Origin of the sequence: Spirosoma panaciterrae DSM 21099 (genome assembly GCF_000374025.1) — a bacterium.
In the GTDB taxonomy this organism is placed as follows: domain Bacteria; phylum Bacteroidota; class Bacteroidia; order Cytophagales; family Spirosomataceae; genus Spirosoma; species Spirosoma panaciterrae.
Genome location: NZ_KB893181.1, coordinates 124,274 through 142,396, shown reverse-complemented (window position 1 = coordinate 142,396; position 18,123 = coordinate 124,274). Strand labels below are relative to the sequence as shown.

Genomic DNA, 18,123 nt, shown 5'->3' with positions numbered 1-18,123 from the left:
AGTAACCGGGAAGGCTCAGGCTAGGATTAGCTGGATGTATTGTTGTTTTTCATCCCGAAGAATGCCAACAACTTAACAATCAATACACTGCAAAAGCCTATTCTTTCTTCTTAGTCAATCGTTGCTCAATCACGAAGTTGAGGATCAAGCTAAGCCCCCCGAATAAAAAGACCATAGACAGGAAGGAAGTAACGTTACCGAATCCATAATACTCGTGCAGGACATTCCCTACAATCATGCCGATAGCAATTCCGACGAATAACATCCCGAATTTTAGCGTAGGTGAAATTGAATTACTGCCCGAAAATATGGACCCATCGACCCCCCGTTCGATCATGGCCATTCGTTCGCGGGAACGCGTCATCAGGAACACATATATGATTCCGAAAACACCAGCAAATGCGCCCAGGGATATCAGGATATGTTTAATGTCATCACCACCCATACAGTTATTTGTTTATAGTTATTACGAACTAATTTTCGCAGCATAGGACATCCGAAACAAAAATCAGGTTACGGATTTTTACGAAAATTTATGCAGAAAAATAAAATCGCCTGAATCTGTAACCTCTTTTTAAGAACAAAGGTCTTATCGGGCAAGGGCGCGGACAGATTCCAAAACTAACCAGCAGGCTCGTGAAGCAACCGGAAGATCAGGTCTATATCGATAAAGTCAAACGTGGAGACTCGGCCTCCTATGCATTCCTGGTTGACCGTTATAAGCATATGGCCTATACGATTGCCCTGCGCGTTATGCGGAATGCCGAAGATGCTGAAGATGTAGCCCAGGAAGGTTTCGTCAAAGCCTACCAGCAACTGCATCGGTTTGAGGGTAAATCGAAGTTCTCAACCTGGCTCTACACCATTGTTTATCGGGTTGCCATTACTAAATTAGAGCAGAAGCGGGTCGCCACCGTTTCGATCTACGAAGAAATGGCCGAAACGTATCCGCGTCAGCATCAGACTACGCAACTGGAGCATTTGCAGGTGTCGGACCAGCAGAAATACATCAAAGAGGCTGTCGGACGATTACCAGCAACCGAGGGCCTATTGATCACATTGTATTATCTGGATGAGAAGTCGATCCGGGAGATTGAAGAAATTACCGGTTTATCAGAAGCCAATATCAAGGTAAAACTCTTTCGGGCCCGAAAAATCCTGGAAGAGCAGTTACGTTTTTTATTGTAGATGAACAGCTCGTTACGCTATGGAGGACGAAAAAGACGATCGTTTCAGAAAGCTGATCAAAAGAGCGGAACCCGACAAACCGGGCGCCGACTTTACTAATGCCATCATGAAGCTGGTACAGGCCGAATCGGAACTGGACTCGGCCAAAGAAGCCGCCCTGATTCAGCTTTTACAATCGCATACCCTTGTCGAGAAGCCGTCGGCCAATTTCAGCCGTCGGGTAATGAATCAGGTTATGGCTTCATCGTCAAAACCATTGGAACCGATCATCAGTACGCGCGTCTGGTATATGGTTGCGGCATCGCTGCTGTTCATCATTCTTTTCTGCATTCTTCTAATCCCTTCCGGGCCAACTCAACATACATCATCTGGACTCGATAGTTTTCTTTCCAGCTTTGAGGGCACGCTCGACGCCCTTCCCATCAGCTATCCACTGACCATTTTTGCCATGAGTGTACTGATGGTAACGGATTATGTTCTACGACAGAACCGGCGTGTAAGTGTATAGGAAGGCTTTGTCCTTCTACTTCCCGTAGCCGGGTCCCAGTAATAGCTGCCCTGGACGCTGGCCAGTGTGTTTTCCATGTTCGACCACAGGAGTCCCATTCACCAGTACATACGAAATGCCCGTAGTATAAGCATGCGGTTTTTCATACGTTGCCTGATCGGATACCGTTTTTTCATCGAAGATCACAATGTCGGCAGCGTAGCCCGACCGAAGCAGCCCACGGTCAGCCAAATGAAAACGCTGAGCGGGTAAGGAAGTCATCCGGCGGATAGCTTCTTCCAGCGGAATAATGTGCCGCTCGCGTACATAACGACCCAGCACGCGGGCGTTGGTTCCATATGCTCGTGGGTGTGGCATCCCCGAACCGAATTTGGCTACCCCGGCATCCGAAGCGACCATGGTGTTAGGATACCGCAGTATGTTCTCTACATCCGTTTCCGACATGGTATGGTAAATCATCTGAATACGCTTCAGGCCGGCTTTTTCCATTAATTCCAGGATCAGATCGGCCTCTGTTTCAGGATTGTTTTTCCGACCCAGCTTCTGGTTGATCGCACTAATGCTCATACCATTGAATGTGGTGTCGGGCTTATAGCTGGCGACAACGGCGTATTCGAAATTTTTGCGCAGGTTCTTGCTTAAGGTTTCCAGCATTTCAGTCCGGATTTTGGCCCTGGTAGCCGGATCATGAAACCGAACCAGCACCGCCGAATCGCCGTCGGCCAGCGACCAGGTCGGCAGAATACTCTCCAACGACGTACTGGATGCGGTATAAGGGTACTGATCAACGGTTACGTCGAGTCCTTCGCGACGGGCAGCCGCTACCAGTTCGACCGTTTCGGTACTTTTGCCCCATAATGGTTTGCTGGCTACCTTGAAATGCGAAATTTCGACCGGGATATGCGCTTCGCGGCTAATCTGAATAGCCTCTTCAACAGCCTTTTTCACGTTCTGCCCTTCGTTTCGAATGTGCGAGGCATAAACCCCGCCATACTTCGAGGCAACTTTGGCCAGGTTAACCACTTCGGGCGTGCGGGCATAGGTGCCGGGTGTATAAATCAGCCCCGTCGAAATGCCTACCGCTCCGTCTTTCATAGCCTGTTCAACCAGAGCCTCCATAGCGGCCTGTTCTTTAGCGGTCGGTTCGCGAAAGGCCATTTTCATGACTTTCATCCGCACCGAATTATGGCCAATCAACGAACCTACGTTAATGGATGCGCCCTGCATTCGAAGGCTATCGAAATAGGTTTGCAGATTTGAAGCCGATCCACCACAATTACCCGTAATAACCGTAGTAACGCCATCATGGATAAAATTAGGAGCCCCAGGCTGCGCTTCCAGACTTCCTTCTACGTGGGCATGAACGTCGATAAAACCGGGAGAAACGACAAGGCCCGTGGCATCAATCGCTCGTTTGGCTTCTGAAGACCCAACGGAGCCAATCCGAACAATGCGCCCATTCTGAACAGCCACATCGGCATAGGTCCAGGGGTTACCCGTTCCATCAATAATCCGACCGTTTTTAATGACCAGGTCGTAGGGTTGCGCCTGAACCAAACAGGATGAAAACAGGAGAAGCAGGCAGGAAAGAAAACGGTATGTCATCAGGTTGCAGAGGAGATAAAAAACAGACAATCAGCTATCAATATGGCCGATTTTACTGGTAAAATCAACTCCCCTGCAATAAATAAGACACGGATTTTCAGGATGATTATGATGTATTAAGATCCGTGTACATCATAATCATCCTGAAAATCCGTGTCTTATTTTACTGCTCGTCGGCACTTGGCCCGTAGCTACCCGGAATTGGGATGTTGAGCAACCGCAGGAAAACACCCAACTGCGCCCGGTGATGCACAATCTGGCAGAGCGTAGTACGCACAACCTCATGCTTCGGCTCTACGAAGTAGATTTGTTCACCATTCCGCAAGGTCCAGGGCTCCATCAGAATGGCTTCGTTTTCAGGCACCAGCTGCGATTTACCATCTGCCAAACACGTTTCGGCATACGTCATTAGTTCGGCCGTATTATTAATTTCATCTTCCTGATAGGGATTTTGCGCAAAATCCAGTCCATCGGTCGTTAAGGCCATGGTTACCCAGGTTGGCAAATTGGCAATATGCGTAGCCAGTTGCCGAACGGTCATGCTCTTTTCATGGGGTCTCCAGTCGTATTTGTCGTCAGGGATACGTTGTAACATCTTGCGCGTGGTTTGGGCTTCCTGTTCCAGTTCCTTCAGAAAAATGGGGATCAGTTTCATACGATTTGTCGTTGGTTTATTAACAATACAAAGATCGTCAGCCCCGGTGACAGCCCTATGTCAGTAGTGTTTTGCTCATTTTCACTTACTTTGCAGAAGGCATTTGCTGCCCTAAATCACTCGCTTTTTTTCTGCCATTCCCATGAAACTACGGCTGTTCTTTCTGCTTTTTGGCATTACATATATCGGTTTCGCTCAATCGGCAAAGCCTATTTTTCCAACGCCGTTAAGCCCCCGTCTGGCCAATTACCAGATTGATGTAAATCTCAATCCAGGTACAAAAAAGCTGACTGGCCGCGAAACGCTCACCTGGCGAAACCCTTCGGACGATGTAATCCGGGAATTACAGTTTCACCTCTACCTGAATGCCTTTCGGAATGAACAATCGTCGTTTATGCGTGAGTCGGGAGGGCAGTTGCGTGGCGATCAGATCGACCGAAATGCCAAAGAAAACCCGTATGGCTGGATCGATGTGGTATCGATGAAAGCCCGAGACCCGCAGTCAAATGCGACCGAAGCCCTGGCTTACGAATTTATTCAGCCCGACGATCGGAACCGCGACGATCATACGGTGATTCGGGTGCCACTCAGCAAGCCTGTCGGACCGGGAGAAACGATCATTTTAGACATTGCCTTTCAGGCTAAACTGCCAAAAATCTTTGCTCGTACGGGCTTCAGCCGTGATTTTTTTCTGGTCGGTCAGTGGTTTCCTAAAATTGGCGTCTACGAACCAGCTGGTACCCGCTATGCCAACGTTGGTCAGTGGAATTGTCACCAGTTTCACGCCCATTCCGAGTTTTATGCCGACTATGGTGTTTACGATGTAAACATCACCACCCCCAAAGCGTACTGGGTTAGTGCAACGGGGCTGTTTCAGTCCGAAAAGATGCATCGAAATGGGACCAAAACTATCCTGTATCATGCCGAAGACGTAGTTGACTTTGCCTGGACAGCTTCGCCCCATTTTCAGGTCGTGAACGATGCCTGGAAACGGCCATCGGGTGGTGAAGTGAGCATCGAGCTGGTTATGCAGCCCGAACACCTTCATCAGGCCAAACGTCATCTGGATGCCGCCAAAGCTGCGCTAACGTATTTCGATAAACATCTTGGAAAATATCCTTTCCCTAACCTGACGATCGTCGACCCTCCACTCCATGCCAGTGGTTCGGCCGGGATGGAATATCCGACCCTGATTACGGCCGGGACTGCCTGGTTTGTACCCAACTCAGCCCACATTCCAGAAGGGGTAACCGTGCATGAATTTGGACATCAGTACTTTATGCAGCTACTGGCGACCAATGAATTTGAAGAGGCCTGGCTCGATGAAGGATTTAATCAGTACTATGAAGGCCGAATTATGGACGAAACCTATGGTCCACGCGCTTCGCAAATCGATTTATTTGGCTTTCGGGCTGGCGACCTGGAAGAATCGCGGGGCAATTATGTGCATCAGGACAACCCGGCGCTTGGTTCTTCGTTTGGCAATACCTGGCAACTGCCTCAGGGCCAATACAGCGTGCTGACCTATTCAAAAACGGCTACCTGGATGCGTACGCTGGAAGGTCTGGTTGGCCGGGCGGTGATGGACGAAATCATGCAGACGTATTTCAGTCGATGGAAATTCAAACACCCTGACGGGCAGAATTTTATCGATATCGTCAACGAAATTGTTCCGAAGCGGCTGGGCCAGAAATATGGGGCCGATATGAACTGGTTTTTCAATCAGGCCCTGTATGGCGACAATGTGATTGATTACCAGCTACTCAGTATCAAAAACAGAGGAAGTCAATCAGTTATCACCGTTCAGCGGAACAACGATGGCAAAATGCCCGTCGATGTTCTGGTTCATTTCGAGAATGGCAAAGAGTTAATGCTCTTCTGGGACGGACAAGCCCGGCAACGTCAGTTTACGGTAGCGGAGGGTTCCGATGTCGTCTGGGCCAAAGTTGATCCAAGGCAGAAAATATACATGGATACCAACCTGAACAACAACAGCCTGACGGTAAGGCCATCGGTAGCCCCGGCGGCTAAGTTTGCTGCCAAATTTCTGTTCTGGGTCGAAAACTGGATGCAGTGGCTGGCCTGGCTGGCATAAGCTTCCCTATTTTTTGTACCTTTCGGTAAGCAAAACGAATACGTCTATGCGTATTCAGCTTTTCGAATCCGTATTGATCCATGACTTTCCTCGAAATCACCGACCTTCTTACTAGTCAATTTGGTACTGATTTTCCGGTAAATACTCAAAATCTACAACCCTACCTCACTGTTCCGGCCAATCGACTGGTCGAGATTTGCCAGTTCCTCCGCGACGACGACCGGCTATTTTTCGACCTGCTGTCTTGTATAACAGGAATCGATAATGGCGTTGATGCCGATACGATGGAAGTTGTGTATAACCTGACTTCCATTCCGTACGAACACAATCTAATGCTGAAAGTGATTGTGCCCCGCTCGACTCACTCGTCGAAACTTCCGTCGGTACCCAGCTTATCCCACATCTGGCGAACCGCCGACTGGCACGAACGCGAAACCTTCGACCTTGTGGGCATCCAGTTCGAAAACCATCCTGACCTTCGTCGTATCCTGCTGCCAACCGACTGGGAAGGTTATCCGTTGCGTACGGATTACGTAGAGCAGGAACTGTACCACGGCATCAAAACCAAGTAAATACCAACGCTTTTTTGATTCTATATTGACTGTTTAGCCATTTCGTTGGTTATTGCTTTACCTGTTCATTCAAAGCAATGAAAAACCCTTACGTCTATTTTTTAGGCTTTGTCCTGATTGTTCACTGCCTTCTGCCTAATCTCTGCGTTGCCCAAACCGATTCGATCATTGTAACGGGGCGAATCCGGCACCTTTCGGCGCAGCTTTACCGCGAATCGCCAACGGTTTTTATTAGTCGCAACAACATCCTGCAAGCCGGTCGTGAGCTGGTTCGTCCGGCACCTCTCAACCTGGACGGCACGTTTCGGGTGTCGTTGCCACTGATTTATCCGCAGGAGGAAATGTATTTTAACTATGGACGCATTTCGACCGCTTTCCTGGCGTCGGCAGGTACCCTCAGCCTCGAACTGGATGCCGATTCGCTCTTTTCGGTGGCCGTCCCGTTCAAATTCGGTGGTGTCAATGCGCAGGTAAATAACCAGTTTGCCCGATACAAAGCCTTCGAAGCTACCTATCCACTTAAGCCAGATGGCCGGAAACTATCGACCCAGGTAGCCAACCAAAGCGATGAAGCGGCCTATCGGATCATTGCCAATGCCTATCAGGCTCCGTTTGTGGCCTTCTCGGCCCGAGAGCGTCCTTTCCCTTTATTGAAACGATGGGTCGCCTACGCCAACCGCTACAATGCGGCTGCGTTTGTATATGATAAGGCAACCTACGAAAATGAGAATATCAACAAGGCGCTAAATGATTCGCTACGCCCTCCCAACGACCAGCTCCTGACGGCGGCACGAGCATCGGCTATGAATCGCTTTGCCACGTACACCTCTCAACGACTAACCGCCGAAACAGGTCGTACCAATGGATTAACGGTACGGGCTTTGGCGCTGCTTCTGGAACGTTACGGCAAAAATATAACCGCTGGCGAACGACTACGGCTCGACGATTACGCCCAATCGAATTCGGCCCGACAAGCCGACCTACGGTTTTTCGACGGACTGGTCAAACGCAACCCCGATACCCTCCAGCGGCTGGTGAATTACGAAACGTTGATTCAGCGGGCTATCCGACAATTCGACAGCACAACAGTCGATTACCTGTCGGCCTACTGGCTGGCAGCCACTCTACCAACGGTAACGCTGGATTTTGCCCGGTTGCTTTACGACTATGCTCACCCACAAATCAAAGACCCGGCCCTGATTCAATCGTTGGATGAACTGTATCGGCTCGAAGTGAAAGATAGCACCCGCATTCGAACGGCCATGCAGACATTGCGAAACGGCGGAAGAGCCAACAATGCCCTGGAAATTTCACCCGGCATTTTTGTCAGCCGCGACGATTTTGGGAATGGTTCCTCTTTATTCGACAAGGTAATCAATGCCAATCGGGGAAAGGTTATTTATCTGTTGGTCGTTTCCCCTACCGACGAAGCGGGCCGTCAGGCGGCATTAGATGCGCAACGATTACGCAACGCCTATAGCGCCCGCGATTTTGCACTAGTGTACCTGCCCATGAGTGGTACCGACAAATCGCTATGGCCTGAGCTGGCGACCCGCTACAACCTCAATGGCGACCATTTGTTGTTGACCGACTCTCAGCTTTTTGACGCCATCGAACGCTTACGCCCCGACAGTGACCAATCGGCAGCGATTATCAACCGTACAGGCAAAATTGTGAAACGTAATGCCCCGTTGCCGGGCGATTTTGAAGAAGCCCGGAAAGTGATTGATAAAAATTTATAGTTTACGGTGGGCTGGCGTGAGTAGTGTCCTACATCAGCCCACCGTAAACCGAATACTGTACATCTACAATCCGTATTGGTCGAGTAGATAAACCAGGGCTGCCATTGAAGCGGCTCCTAGCTCAAGTTCGCGCTGACTTACCGTCTCAAATTTGTCGGCAGCCGTATGATGATAATCAAAATAACGCTGTGAATCAGGCTTAAAACCAAATAACGCGGTTCCTTGCTGCGCCAGGGGACCAATATCTGCCCCACCGCCCCCAGGCCCGATTTCCAGTAAGCCATAAGGAGCCAACAGCGGTTTCCATAGCATGACCTTCGCTCGTTGAACAGGCGAACCAACAATACCAAAGCCCCGTGGCGTAAATCCACCATTATCAGACTCTACGGCAGCAATGTGATTCTCGTTATTTTTCTTAGCCAGATCAGCATACTGCACACCGCCCTTGAGTCCGTTCTCCTCGTTCATGAACATCACGGCCCGAATCGTCCGCTTCGGCCGGATACCCAACGTTTTTAGTATACGCAGTACTTCGATCGACTGTACGCAGCCTGCACCATCATCATGAGCCCCTTCGGCCAAATCCCAGGAGTCCAGGTGCCCACCCACCACAATTATTTCATCGGGTTTTTCGCTCCCCTTGATTTCCCCAACAACATTGTACGACTTGGCATCTGGCAACGTTTCGCAGTTCTGCTTAAAATAAAATGTCAGGTTGGGGTTTTCCTGTACCAGTTTGCTCAGCAGGTCAGCGCCATTGGTACTGATGGCGGCCGTCGGAATCAGGGCAACGCCGGTTGCGTAGCGCATTCCCCCTACATGCGGTAGGTCGTCGTGAATATTGGTCATTGAGCGCACTATGGCCCCTACAGCGCCTAATTTGGCCGCTTCGGTAGCGCCATTGGCTCGTTGGTCAACGGCACCGCCATAGGCTTCAAAGGTGTTGATTTTGGTCGGGTCCATGGGACGATTGTAGAACACAATCTTTCCTTTCACCTTATCGGGGCTCATGGCTCGCAGCTCTGCGAAGCTTTTAACCTCGATCACAGCCGCATTTACACCTTTGGGGCCGGTAGCCACTGAGCCGCCCAAAGCCGCAATAGGAACCGTTATTTTTTGTTTGCCATTTTGTATATAGGCCTCTTCTTTAGCCCCGCGCACCCAGTGCGGTACCATTACCTCCTGCAAAAATACCCGGTCGAAGCCTTGCTGTTCCATTAGTTGTTTCGTCCAGTCAACAGCCTTTTGTGCCCCAGTAGAGCCACTCAATCGAGGCCCAACCTGTTTGGTAAGGTAACGCAACCACTCATAAGACTTACCTCGTGCGAGTGCTTCATCATAAATTTTTCGAATCGTAACGGAGTCAGTCGTCTGGGCGCAGCCATAACTTACGATTAGACTCAGGCTCAGAAGAAGTGTAATTGTTTTTCGCATACGGCTATGGTTGTATTGGTTAAAAAGGCAAGATACAGAAAAGACAAGATGGCGGCATACTAAATCGTAAGCGTTCCAGAAACCAATCGACACGGACGACGTCTTATGTACAATCTGTATAGCCTGGCCCCTCCCATCCATGCAACGAGACGATTCGCTTTGGAAAGCCGTTCTGGAAGATATTTTCGACGATTTTTTACGGTTCTTTATCCCGAATGCCGATGAACTTTTCGACATCGAACGCGGCTTTGAGTTTCTGGATAAAGAACTTGAACAACTCTTTCCTCCCGATGAAGACGAATTTCAACCGCGCTATGTCGATAAGCTGGTAAAAGTCTATACCCGAAATGGAGAGGAGTGGATACTGGTTCATGTAGAAGTACAAGGCTACACCGATCCTGACTTCGCTCAGCGTATGTTCACGTATTACTACCGAATTCTGGATAAATACCAGCGACCAATCACTGCGTTTGCAATTTTGACTGATTCGAATCGCCGATTTCATCCTACAGTTTATGAACGCTCATTTATAGGCACTCAACTGCGTTACGAATTCAATACCTTCAAAGTACTTGATCAACCGGATGAAGAACTTGATCGTACAGATAATCCTTTTGGCGCTATTATTCAGACTGTTAAATTAGCCTTACAAAGGCGGAAACGAGGCATAGGGAGCGAAGAGCTTCTTGACTTAAAACTTGATTTAGCCAAACGGTTGCTTGCGAAAAAAATCCCTAAAGGCAAAATTCGGATTTTGATGGATTTTTTGCGCCATTACGTTCGTTTTCAAACCGATACCCTACGGACTAAATTTGACGAACAATTAAGTATACTCACAAACCAGAGGAAGACAATGGGCCTGGAAGAATTTTTGTTGCAACGTGCCGAACGGCAGGGCGAGAAGAAGGGAGAAAAAAAAGGATTAGAACAAGCGAAGAAACAGTTCATTCAAAATCTGCTGGCAAAAACAGACCTGGCCGACAACCAAATTGCCGACCTGGCCGATGTCGACGTATCACTGGTCATTAAACTACGCTCTAAACGAAAGCCCTAAAAAAACGTCCGGCCACCTGTTGGCAACCGGACGCGTATTTTGGACCTTCCTGACCTAAATATTAATGGCCCGGTTATCGGTAGCCGCCAAGCAGGCTTCTTTAAACGCTTCGGTATAAGTCGGGTGAGCGTGCGACATACGGGAGACATCCTCGGCCGATGCCCGAAATTCCATCGCCGTAACGGCTTCGGCAATCATATCGGCTGCACGAGCGCCAATCATGTGAACACCCAGAATCTCGTCGGTATCTTTATGGGCCAGCACTTTTACCAGTCCATCAACATCCATACTGGCTCGTGCCCGACCCAGCGCTTTGAATGGAAACGAGCCTACTTTATACGGTATACCTTCTTTCTTAACTTCCTCTTCCGTATAACCTACCGAAGCCACTTCGGGCCACGTATATACGACACCTGGAATCAGTCGATAATGGATGTGTGGCTTTTGACCCACGATAGTCTCAGCAATGAACGTACCTTCCTCTTCGGCTTTATGCGCCAGCATAGCGCCCCGAATGACATCGCCCAGGGCGTAGATATGCGGAACGCTCGTGCGTAAGTGTTCATCGACCTCAATCCGGCCACGCTCGTCAGTTTTCAGACCAGCCGCTTCCAGATTCAATCCCTCGGTATACGGACGACGGCCAACCGACACGAGACAATAGTCGCCGGTAAGGGTGGTTTGTTCACCTTTGGGCGTATCCATACTCACCACTACCTCATCCCCTTTGTTCTCAACTTTTGTGACTTTGTGACTGAAGTAAAAATCGGCACCTAGTTTCTTGATAACTTTTTGTAACTCCTTACCCATCGTTTTGTCCATGGTCGGAATCATCGAGTCGAAAAACTCAACAAATGAGACCTTCGCCCCAATACGCGCATAGACCGAACCCAGTTCGGCCCCAATGACGCCTGCGCCAATGACGATAAGGTGTTTAGGAATTTCCTTAAGTGTAAGGGCTTCGGTCGATGTGATTACCCGTTTTTTGTCGATAGGCATCGACGGAAACGACGATGGTTTCGAGCCCGTTGCAATGATGATATTCTTACCTGTAATGGTCTGTTCAGACCCGTCGGTCTTGGTAATTTTGATGGTATGGGGGTCAACAAACGAACCGACGCCATGGTACTCGTCGATTTTGTTTTTCTTCATCAGATACGTAATACCCTTGGTCGTTTGATCCACAACGCTTGCTTTCCGGGCAATCATCTGGGCCAGATCGACCTGCAAGTGTTCCAGCTTGATGCCATGTTCGGCAAAGGTGTGAGCAGCATTGTAATAATGCTCCGTCGAATCGAGTAGCGCCTTCGAAGGAATGCAGCCAACATTCAGGCAGGTACCGCCCAGTGCGGGGTATTTTTCGATAATGGCAGTTTTCAGGCCCAGTTGTGCACAACGAATGGCGCCGGTATACCCACCAGGCCCCGAACCGATCATAATAACATCGTATTCCATGAAACAGTTGTTCTTAAGTTTCAGGCTCTTATTGCCAAATTCCAGCTTTTCAGTCTCCTTCGGGTGAAGGTCTGAAAACTGAAACTTGAAACTCGAAACCTATCTAATATATAGCATTATGAATGCAAATTTGGTTCAGAATTTGATTACCCAAACCGATTTGCAAAAATTCGTGTTGGTGGTTTCATAAAGCCCTTCCTGTTTGGGGCTACTGTGTTCTGTTTTATGCGCTTCGTTTTATCAATTTCGATTCTTGTTTTGCTGATAATCAGCAGTTGTACCGACTCCACCCAACAGAATCAGCCAGCCGTTTATTATGATGTGTTAGGTTTTGTGAAACGTCAGATTACTGAACTCTCAGACCAGAAACCGATTGTGACCAAATCGGTTGCCATCAACGAAAAACGTAACCAGGAGTCGACCCGCGCTATTAACTGGGAGCGCGAGCTGGAATTATTTGCGCAGGCCGATATCAATAAACCAGCCTTACGAACCAGCTACCAGATTGTGCGCCCCGATTCGCTTACCTACCAGTATACGTTAAAGAATCCAGAAGATCATCTTTCGGTCCGGTCACTCAGCGTCCAGCTTGACTCCGTAACCCGTCAGCCTCGTCGAATTGCTGCTGTTCTACAAACCAGCAACCCATTGTATTCATCCGAACGTACGCTTTTGCTGGAAAGTGGACCGAAAGGCGGGCAATGGCGTGTACAGCATTACACGCTGTCGGGCTATCAGAAACTGCCGTATTTCGACAAAAACAGCTTTCTGGTTGATGGGCGCGTCCAATAACCTAAGCGGTTGTCAGGTTGGTCGATACGGGCAGAATAAAGATAAAGGTAGTTCCTTCTTTGGGGCCAGAATGCACTTCGTAACGCCCCCTGATCAAATCCATACGAGCCTGGATATTGTGTAGCCCCATACCGGTAGCATCGGCAGGGTTCATGCCACAGCCATTGTCTTTCACGATCATATTCAACTCGTTGTTGAACCGTCGAAACAAAATATCGGCTTCAGACGCTTCGGAATGCCGCAGTATATTGCTACAAAGTTCGATACAAATCGAATAGAGGTTAAACTCGGCCGTTTTGTCCAGTCGAGGGAGTTCAGCAGCCTCTAATCGGAAGGTAATCTTCTGCGTCAGATTAAGTTTGGTTACCAGCCGGGTCAATGCCTGCGAAAGCCCTTGCTTCTCCAGTTCGTCGGGTTGAAGGTTATGCGACAGATAGCGAATTTCGGCGAAAGCCTCCTTGCTCATGTTCAGCAGATTATGGTAAATCTGCTGCTCCCGGTCCGACATTTTAGCTGGATTCAGGGCCGACAGACTCGTTTTAATAGCCGCCAGCAAACCACCCAGACTGTCGTGCAGGTCGGCAGCCATACGCTTACGCTCAAGCGTCTGGCCCCGAAGCAAAGCCTCTTCGATCTCCCGGTTTTTGGCCCGCAACTGATCGTTGGCCAGTTTTAATTCAACGGTTCTGGCCAGTACTTTATCTTCCAGATCGTGGTTCAGTGCTTCGATTTCCTGCTTCTGGCGATGAATCAGACGATTTTTCCGGTAGTACAAAATAACAAACCCCATGAGCATGGTTACGCCCCCAACCAGAATGATGCGCATTAAATTAGCCTGCTCAATATCATGACTGAGCTTGTCAATATGGGCGCGTTGCTCCAGTCGGCTCTTCTGCGATTCGGCCCGCAGGCGTTCCGTTTCGACCCATTGCTTCAGGTGGTTCATCCGGGTTTCGCTTTCAAGCTGCTCCCGCTCCGACTCAGCCCGCACCCGATCCAACTCGGCCTGTCGACGAACATTCAGTAACTGCTGCTGCTGAATAAATCGTTCTTTTTCGGCCGCAATCCGCACCTGGTTGACGTCGTACTTTTTCTGAACAGCCGACAATTCCTCTATACGTTTCAGGTTGGTCAGGCTATCCCGCAGTAAGCTGAACTCTTCATACATACTTAATGCCTGTGCTGGCTGATTGGCCTGACGATAAGCCCGATACAACGACTGCGTAGCCATTTGCCGAATTCGCGTATAGCCCGCATCCCGTGCTACAGTCACTGCTTTTTCACCAAATTCAATCGCTCGTTTAGGCTGTCTGATCAAAGTATAACATTCTGAGAGCCGTGCCCAAACCGATGCCTGTCCGGGAACGTCTTTTAACTGGGTCCAGACGGCCAAAGCCTCTTCGAACACATGAATAGCCTGTTCGGGCTGTTGGCGGCTGATATAAAAATCACCGAGCCGCTCACCAGCATAAGCGGCATTGATCTGCGAATGGGTATCCAGAGCAATTTGTCGACTCAGTTCATATTGCTGGCGTGCCTGCTCGTACTGTCCCCGAATTTCATAAATCTCGCCAATCTGGGTTATAGCCTGACTCGTAAGTAATTTCCGGTTTTTAGGAGGCACCGACGTATTATAGCCCAGCAAGGTTTGTGAAAGCTGGTAACTGCTTAAAGCCTTATCATATTCTTTGAGCAACATGTAAATATCGCCCATGTTCATCTGCACCTGCCAGCGGGGAGAGCTTTCGCGAGGTAATTTGGTGCACAGTTCGGATGCTCGCTGATTGATTTGAAGAGCCAGTGGGTAATCGCCTTTCACAATCCTGAGGTGATACTCCTGCAGCATCATGGCCCGAACCGCATACAGATTATTATGAAGCAGGAGAGCCTGTTCTTCCAGCTGTTTAGCATACCAGTAGCTACTGTCTCGCTGAGGGCCACGCATTTGCTTGAAAACCAGGGCCATATACCGCAGTCCTTCCAGGCGTAGTGTGTCGTTGATCCGACCTCGTGGCAAACGGGCTGCCATCTGTCGATGGCTCCGACCCAGCGTCAGCAAACTATCCATGTAGGCAGCATCGCTCCGCCGGTCAAAGTTCAGTTCCGGCAGTTTGGGAAATGTTTGAGCAAAGCAGGTGATACACCAGCTAAGTATTGCCATTCCAATCCAAACTGATCTCATAGATGTTTATCAACCTCAACATTAAGCTGATACAAGTACGAAAGTAATAATTTAGTGCAGTAAATCAAGCTATTGACTACGGATACAATCAATTTCGCTTAACGTATAGAGGCAAAGTGACTACATATAACTAAACCAGGTAAAATAGATACAAAATCCCGATTTGTTTTCCTATCGAGTAGATGCCGAAAATCGTTATACTAGATTCTAATCGCTCATTACCGAATAATTTTACTGACTATTCATCGCTGACTTAAAAGTTTTTGTTAATGTTGCATTGAAAAAATTTTAATCCTGTTTTAAACGACTGGTACTAAAATTGAATCTATAGATAAGCCATCAAACGTAAGTACAATTATTTCTCCGAATAAGCTATATTTGGTCAAAATTAGAACTCACGGTATTTTTTCTGGCGAGAAATAGAAGTTTTCGGAGAATTGATCCCTTTTGGCAGATTTTTTGTAAGATTTATTTGGATTTAAGCGCAATTTTTTAGTATCTTCAAGGCTGGATCACGGAAATATTTCAAAAAACATAACCCCTCCATACACTATCGGAACACAACTCTACGTTACCTAATTGTCTTACTGAAAATGGAAAAAGCCCAGGTAAACGACAGTGAGTTGATTTCCCTGTATATCCGTGGTAATGAAAAAGCCTTTGCCAAATTAGTGCAACGGCACAAATCGAAGATTTACACCACTATTTACCTGATCGTAAAAGATCAGTACATAGCAGAAGATTTGATGCAGGACACGTTCATCAAGGCCGTGGACACGCTCAAATCAGGTAGATACAACGAGGAGGGAAAATTTCTACCCTGGATTATTCGAATTGCTCACAACTTGGCCATTGACTATTTCCGAAAAGATAAACGCTACCCCAGTGTGGTGTTTGAAGACGGAAGCAGTGTGTTTAACACGCTTGAATTTGCAGAAGATTCCGTAGAATCCATGCAGATTCGCCAGGAAACACACGAGCATTTGCGCGAGTTGATTCAGCGATTGCCCGAACAACAACGACAGGTGCTTATCATGCGGCACTACGAGGAAATGAGTTTCCAGGAGATTGCCGATGCAACCGGCGTCAGTATTAACACGGCATTGGGACGTATGCGTTATGCGCTGATCAATCTGCGCAAACAACTGAGCAAACGTTCGCCGAGTTATGATAAAAACCTTTACTCAAGATGATGTGATCCGGTATGTCTATGAGGAGACCTCAGCCGAGGAAAACCTGCTCATTGAAGACGCGCTGATGTCGGAACCGGAGTTGATGACGTTCTTCCTCGAAGCCCTCGAATTGAGAGCTTTGATGAATAAAATCGAGCGCCAACCCAGGCCCGACACCGTTCAGACTATTCTGGATTATTCCCAAAACCATCCCTTAAACCCGCCTGCCCGATTGCGCCATTCGTAATCGGCAGATTTTGGGTGCAGCGGGAAGCTGCGTAGCCGAAAGCTATCTTGCTGTGTCATTCTAACCAGCCGGATAGTTTCCGGCTATGGCTGTTTGTGCCCCGCTCAATGAATACTTACCTATTATGCTAAAGAAAGAACGGTTCCGGCGCTTCCTGGATTATTTTACCCTACACTACCCCGAACCTAAGACCGAACTTCACTTCACAAATCCATACGAATTACTGGTAGCGGTTATTTTATCGGCCCAATGCACCGACAAGCGAATCAATCAGATTACCCCCGCTTTGTTTGCGCGTTTTCCAGAAGCAGAATCTCTGGCAGCAGCATCGGTCGATGAGGTGTTTACGTATATCCGAAGTGTGTCTTACCCTAACAACAAGGCAAAGCACCTGGTCGGCATGGCGAGGGCGCTGATGGAACGGTTTGAGGGAGAAATACCGGCAACACTGGAAGAACTGCAAACGCTACCGGGCGTAGGACGTAAAACAGCCCATGTGATCTTGTCGGTAGTCTATAACGAACCGACAATGGCAGTCGATACGCACGTGTTCCGAGTTTCGCATCGGCTGGGTTTAGCGCCCCTTACGGCAACTACCCCTCTGGCTGTCGAAAAAGCGTTAATGGCACATATTCCGAAACAATACGTACCCAAAGCCCATCACTGGCTTATTCTACACGGCCGCTACATCTGCCTGGCTCGCGCACCCAAATGTGAGGTCTGCGAGTTGAAAGACTTTTGTAAGTATTATGAAAAAGTAGTAGGAGCGAGTAGTGAGTAACAGGAGTTGCTGACGCATCAATGGATTTTGCGTCAGCAACTCCTATTACTCACTACTCGCTCCTACTACTAAGATTTAATACTGCTCGGTACCTGCGAAAAAGAAATTGCTCTCGATTTCAGCGTTTTCGTCCGAGTCCGAACCATGAATAGCATTGGCCTCCATCGATTTGGCATACAGCTTCCGAATGGTTCCTTCTTCAGCATTGGCCGGATTGGTAGCACCAATAAGTTTGCGGAAGTCAGCAACAGCGTTCTCCTTTTCCAGAATCATCGGAATGATGGGGCCCGATGACATGTAGGCCCGTAGGTCGTTGTAAAAAGGGCGCTCCCGGTGAACAGCGTAAAACTGGCCAGCGCGTTCGCTCGTTAGCAGCGTCTTTTTGATTGCGACGATACGGAAGCCCGCTTCTTCAATCAGTTTGATAATTGCTCCAGAATGCCCTGCCTCTACGGCATCAGGCTTGATCATGGTGAAAGTGCGATTCGTTGCCATTTTGGGATATTAATATCCAAATTTTATTTGGCTGCAAAGGTAGACACTTCCATTCAAAATGCCGCGCTGTTCTTAAAAACACGACCATTCATTAAAAATATTTAACGGTCCGCAAAACGGCAGACAGAGCTAATTACTAAAATAAA

The 18,123-nt window shown here is 48.4% G+C and carries 17 protein-coding genes; 10 read left to right on the top strand and 7 right to left on the bottom strand.

Annotated features, from left to right (window positions below):
* Nucleotides 1–97: 97 nt before the first annotated feature.
* Complete coding sequence (locus B153_RS0112615) at nucleotides 98–445, bottom strand: DUF6249 domain-containing protein (protein WP_020597080.1); 348 nt, start codon at nucleotides 443–445, stop codon at nucleotides 98–100.
* A 191-nt stretch (nucleotides 446–636) separates the two neighbouring features.
* Here B153_RS0112615 and B153_RS0112610 point away from each other — a divergent pair, with 191 nt between their 5' ends.
* Both B153_RS0112610 and B153_RS0112605 read left to right on the top strand, forming a co-directional pair.
* Complete coding sequence (locus B153_RS0112610; RefSeq protein WP_020597079.1) at nucleotides 637–1,188, top strand: RNA polymerase sigma factor; 552 nt, start codon at nucleotides 637–639, stop codon at nucleotides 1,186–1,188.
* 19 nt (nucleotides 1,189–1,207) lie between these two features.
* The gene (locus B153_RS0112605) at nucleotides 1,208–1,696 is read left to right on the top strand and encodes a hypothetical protein (RefSeq protein WP_020597078.1); all 489 of its coding nucleotides are present in this window, start codon (nucleotides 1,208–1,210) and stop codon (nucleotides 1,694–1,696) included.
* Between the two features lie 15 nt (nucleotides 1,697–1,711).
* Here B153_RS0112605 and B153_RS0112600 read toward each other — a convergent pair whose 3' ends face one another.
* Entirely contained in the window at nucleotides 1,712–3,301 is a 1,590-nt protein-coding gene (locus tag B153_RS0112600; RefSeq protein ID WP_020597077.1) for an N-acyl-D-amino-acid deacylase family protein, read from the bottom strand.
* Nucleotides 3,302–3,464: 163 nt separating this feature from the next.
* The gene (locus B153_RS0112595; RefSeq protein WP_020597076.1) at nucleotides 3,465–3,956 is read right to left on the bottom strand and encodes a DinB family protein; all 492 of its coding nucleotides are present in this window, start codon (nucleotides 3,954–3,956) and stop codon (nucleotides 3,465–3,467) included.
* A gap of 142 nt (nucleotides 3,957–4,098) precedes the next feature.
* Here B153_RS0112595 and B153_RS0112590 point away from each other — a divergent pair, with 142 nt between their 5' ends.
* The 3 genes from B153_RS0112590 (at nucleotide 4,099) to B153_RS0112580 (ending at nucleotide 8,365) form a co-directional block, all read left to right on the top strand.
* Nucleotides 4,099–6,051 (top strand): M1 family metallopeptidase, encoded by a 1,953-nt coding sequence (locus B153_RS0112590; protein WP_020597075.1) that lies wholly within the window; start codon nucleotides 4,099–4,101, stop codon nucleotides 6,049–6,051.
* 80 nt (nucleotides 6,052–6,131) lie between these two features.
* A complete protein-coding gene (locus B153_RS0112585) occupies nucleotides 6,132–6,623 on the top strand; it encodes an NADH-quinone oxidoreductase subunit C (RefSeq protein ID WP_020597074.1) in 492 nt (163 codons plus the stop codon).
* Between the two features lie 77 nt (nucleotides 6,624–6,700).
* Entirely contained in the window at nucleotides 6,701–8,365 is a 1,665-nt protein-coding gene (locus B153_RS0112580; protein ID WP_020597073.1) for a hypothetical protein, read from the top strand.
* Between the two features lie 63 nt (nucleotides 8,366–8,428).
* Here the strand turns inward: B153_RS0112580 and B153_RS0112575 are convergent, their stop codons facing one another.
* The gene (locus B153_RS0112575) at nucleotides 8,429–9,799 is read right to left on the bottom strand and encodes a M28 family peptidase (protein ID WP_020597072.1); all 1,371 of its coding nucleotides are present in this window, start codon (nucleotides 9,797–9,799) and stop codon (nucleotides 8,429–8,431) included.
* Between the two features lie 139 nt (nucleotides 9,800–9,938).
* Between B153_RS0112575 and B153_RS0112570 the strand changes: the two genes are divergently transcribed.
* Complete coding sequence (locus B153_RS0112570; RefSeq protein WP_020597071.1) at nucleotides 9,939–10,853, top strand: RpnC/YadD family protein; 915 nt, start codon at nucleotides 9,939–9,941, stop codon at nucleotides 10,851–10,853.
* Between the two features lie 54 nt (nucleotides 10,854–10,907).
* On the opposite strand, the gene lpdA is transcribed toward B153_RS0112570, so the two are convergent.
* The gene (gene lpdA / locus B153_RS0112565) at nucleotides 10,908–12,308 is read right to left on the bottom strand and encodes a dihydrolipoyl dehydrogenase (protein WP_020597070.1); all 1,401 of its coding nucleotides are present in this window, start codon (nucleotides 12,306–12,308) and stop codon (nucleotides 10,908–10,910) included.
* A gap of 225 nt (nucleotides 12,309–12,533) precedes the next feature.
* Between lpdA and B153_RS0112560 the strand changes: the two genes are divergently transcribed.
* On the top strand, nucleotides 12,534–13,100 hold the full coding sequence (locus B153_RS0112560) for a hypothetical protein (protein WP_020597069.1): 567 nt from the start codon (nucleotides 12,534–12,536) through the stop codon (nucleotides 13,098–13,100).
* Between the two features lies 1 nt (nucleotide 13,101).
* On the opposite strand, the gene B153_RS0112555 is transcribed toward B153_RS0112560, so the two are convergent.
* Nucleotides 13,102–15,282: a tetratricopeptide repeat protein gene (locus B153_RS0112555; protein ID WP_026262114.1), complete on the bottom strand. Its 2,181-nt coding sequence runs from the start codon at nucleotides 15,280–15,282 to the stop codon at nucleotides 13,102–13,104.
* A 593-nt stretch (nucleotides 15,283–15,875) separates the two neighbouring features.
* On the opposite strand from B153_RS0112555, the gene B153_RS0112550 reads away from it, so the two are divergent.
* The 3 genes from B153_RS0112550 to nth all read left to right on the top strand — a co-directional run bounded on the left by B153_RS0112550 (nucleotide 15,876) and on the right by nth (nucleotide 17,482).
* On the top strand, nucleotides 15,876–16,475 hold the full coding sequence (locus B153_RS0112550; RefSeq protein WP_020597067.1) for an RNA polymerase sigma factor: 600 nt from the start codon (nucleotides 15,876–15,878) through the stop codon (nucleotides 16,473–16,475).
* Nucleotides 16,450–16,701 (top strand): hypothetical protein, encoded by a 252-nt coding sequence (locus tag B153_RS0112545; RefSeq protein WP_020597066.1) that lies wholly within the window; start codon nucleotides 16,450–16,452, stop codon nucleotides 16,699–16,701. Before B153_RS0112550 ends, B153_RS0112545 begins: the two co-directional genes overlap by 26 nt.
* Nucleotides 16,702–16,825: 124 nt before the next feature.
* Nucleotides 16,826–17,482: an endonuclease III gene (gene nth, locus B153_RS0112540; RefSeq protein WP_026262113.1), complete on the top strand. Its 657-nt coding sequence runs from the start codon at nucleotides 16,826–16,828 to the stop codon at nucleotides 17,480–17,482.
* 75 nt (nucleotides 17,483–17,557) lie between these two features.
* Here the strand turns inward: nth and B153_RS0112535 are convergent, their stop codons facing one another.
* On the bottom strand, nucleotides 17,558–17,977 hold the full coding sequence (locus B153_RS0112535) for a nucleoside-diphosphate kinase (RefSeq protein ID WP_020597064.1): 420 nt from the start codon (nucleotides 17,975–17,977) through the stop codon (nucleotides 17,558–17,560).
* Nucleotides 17,978–18,123: the final 146 nt, after the last annotated feature.

Coding starts and splice junctions, on each gene's coding strand:
- B153_RS0112615 (WP_020597080.1), bottom strand. CDS start 445: ATGGGTGGTGATGACATTAAACATATCCTGATATCCCTGGGCGCATTT.
- B153_RS0112605 (WP_020597078.1), top strand. CDS start 1,208: ATGGAGGACGAAAAAGACGATCGTTTCAGAAAGCTGATCAAAAGAGCG.
- B153_RS0112600 (WP_020597077.1), bottom strand. CDS start 3,301: ATGACATACCGTTTTCTTTCCTGCCTGCTTCTCCTGTTTTCATCCTGT.
- B153_RS0112595 (WP_020597076.1), bottom strand. CDS start 3,956: ATGAAACTGATCCCCATTTTTCTGAAGGAACTGGAACAGGAAGCCCAA.
- B153_RS0112590 (WP_020597075.1), top strand. CDS start 4,099: ATGAAACTACGGCTGTTCTTTCTGCTTTTTGGCATTACATATATCGGT.
- B153_RS0112585 (WP_020597074.1), top strand. CDS start 6,132: ATGACTTTCCTCGAAATCACCGACCTTCTTACTAGTCAATTTGGTACT.
- B153_RS0112580 (WP_020597073.1), top strand. CDS start 6,701: ATGAAAAACCCTTACGTCTATTTTTTAGGCTTTGTCCTGATTGTTCAC.
- B153_RS0112575 (WP_020597072.1), bottom strand. CDS start 9,799: ATGCGAAAAACAATTACACTTCTTCTGAGCCTGAGTCTAATCGTAAGT.
- B153_RS0112570 (WP_020597071.1), top strand. CDS start 9,939: ATGCAACGAGACGATTCGCTTTGGAAAGCCGTTCTGGAAGATATTTTC.
- lpdA (WP_020597070.1), bottom strand. CDS start 12,308: ATGGAATACGATGTTATTATGATCGGTTCGGGGCCTGGTGGGTATACC.
- B153_RS0112560 (WP_020597069.1), top strand. CDS start 12,534: ATGCGCTTCGTTTTATCAATTTCGATTCTTGTTTTGCTGATAATCAGC.
- B153_RS0112555 (WP_026262114.1), bottom strand. CDS start 15,282: ATGAGATCAGTTTGGATTGGAATGGCAATACTTAGCTGGTGTATCACC.
- B153_RS0112550 (WP_020597067.1), top strand. CDS start 15,876: ATGGAAAAAGCCCAGGTAAACGACAGTGAGTTGATTTCCCTGTATATC.
- B153_RS0112545 (WP_020597066.1), top strand. CDS start 16,450: ATGATAAAAACCTTTACTCAAGATGATGTGATCCGGTATGTCTATGAG.
- nth (WP_026262113.1), top strand. CDS start 16,826: ATGCTAAAGAAAGAACGGTTCCGGCGCTTCCTGGATTATTTTACCCTA.
- B153_RS0112535 (WP_020597064.1), bottom strand. CDS start 17,977: ATGGCAACGAATCGCACTTTCACCATGATCAAGCCTGATGCCGTAGAG.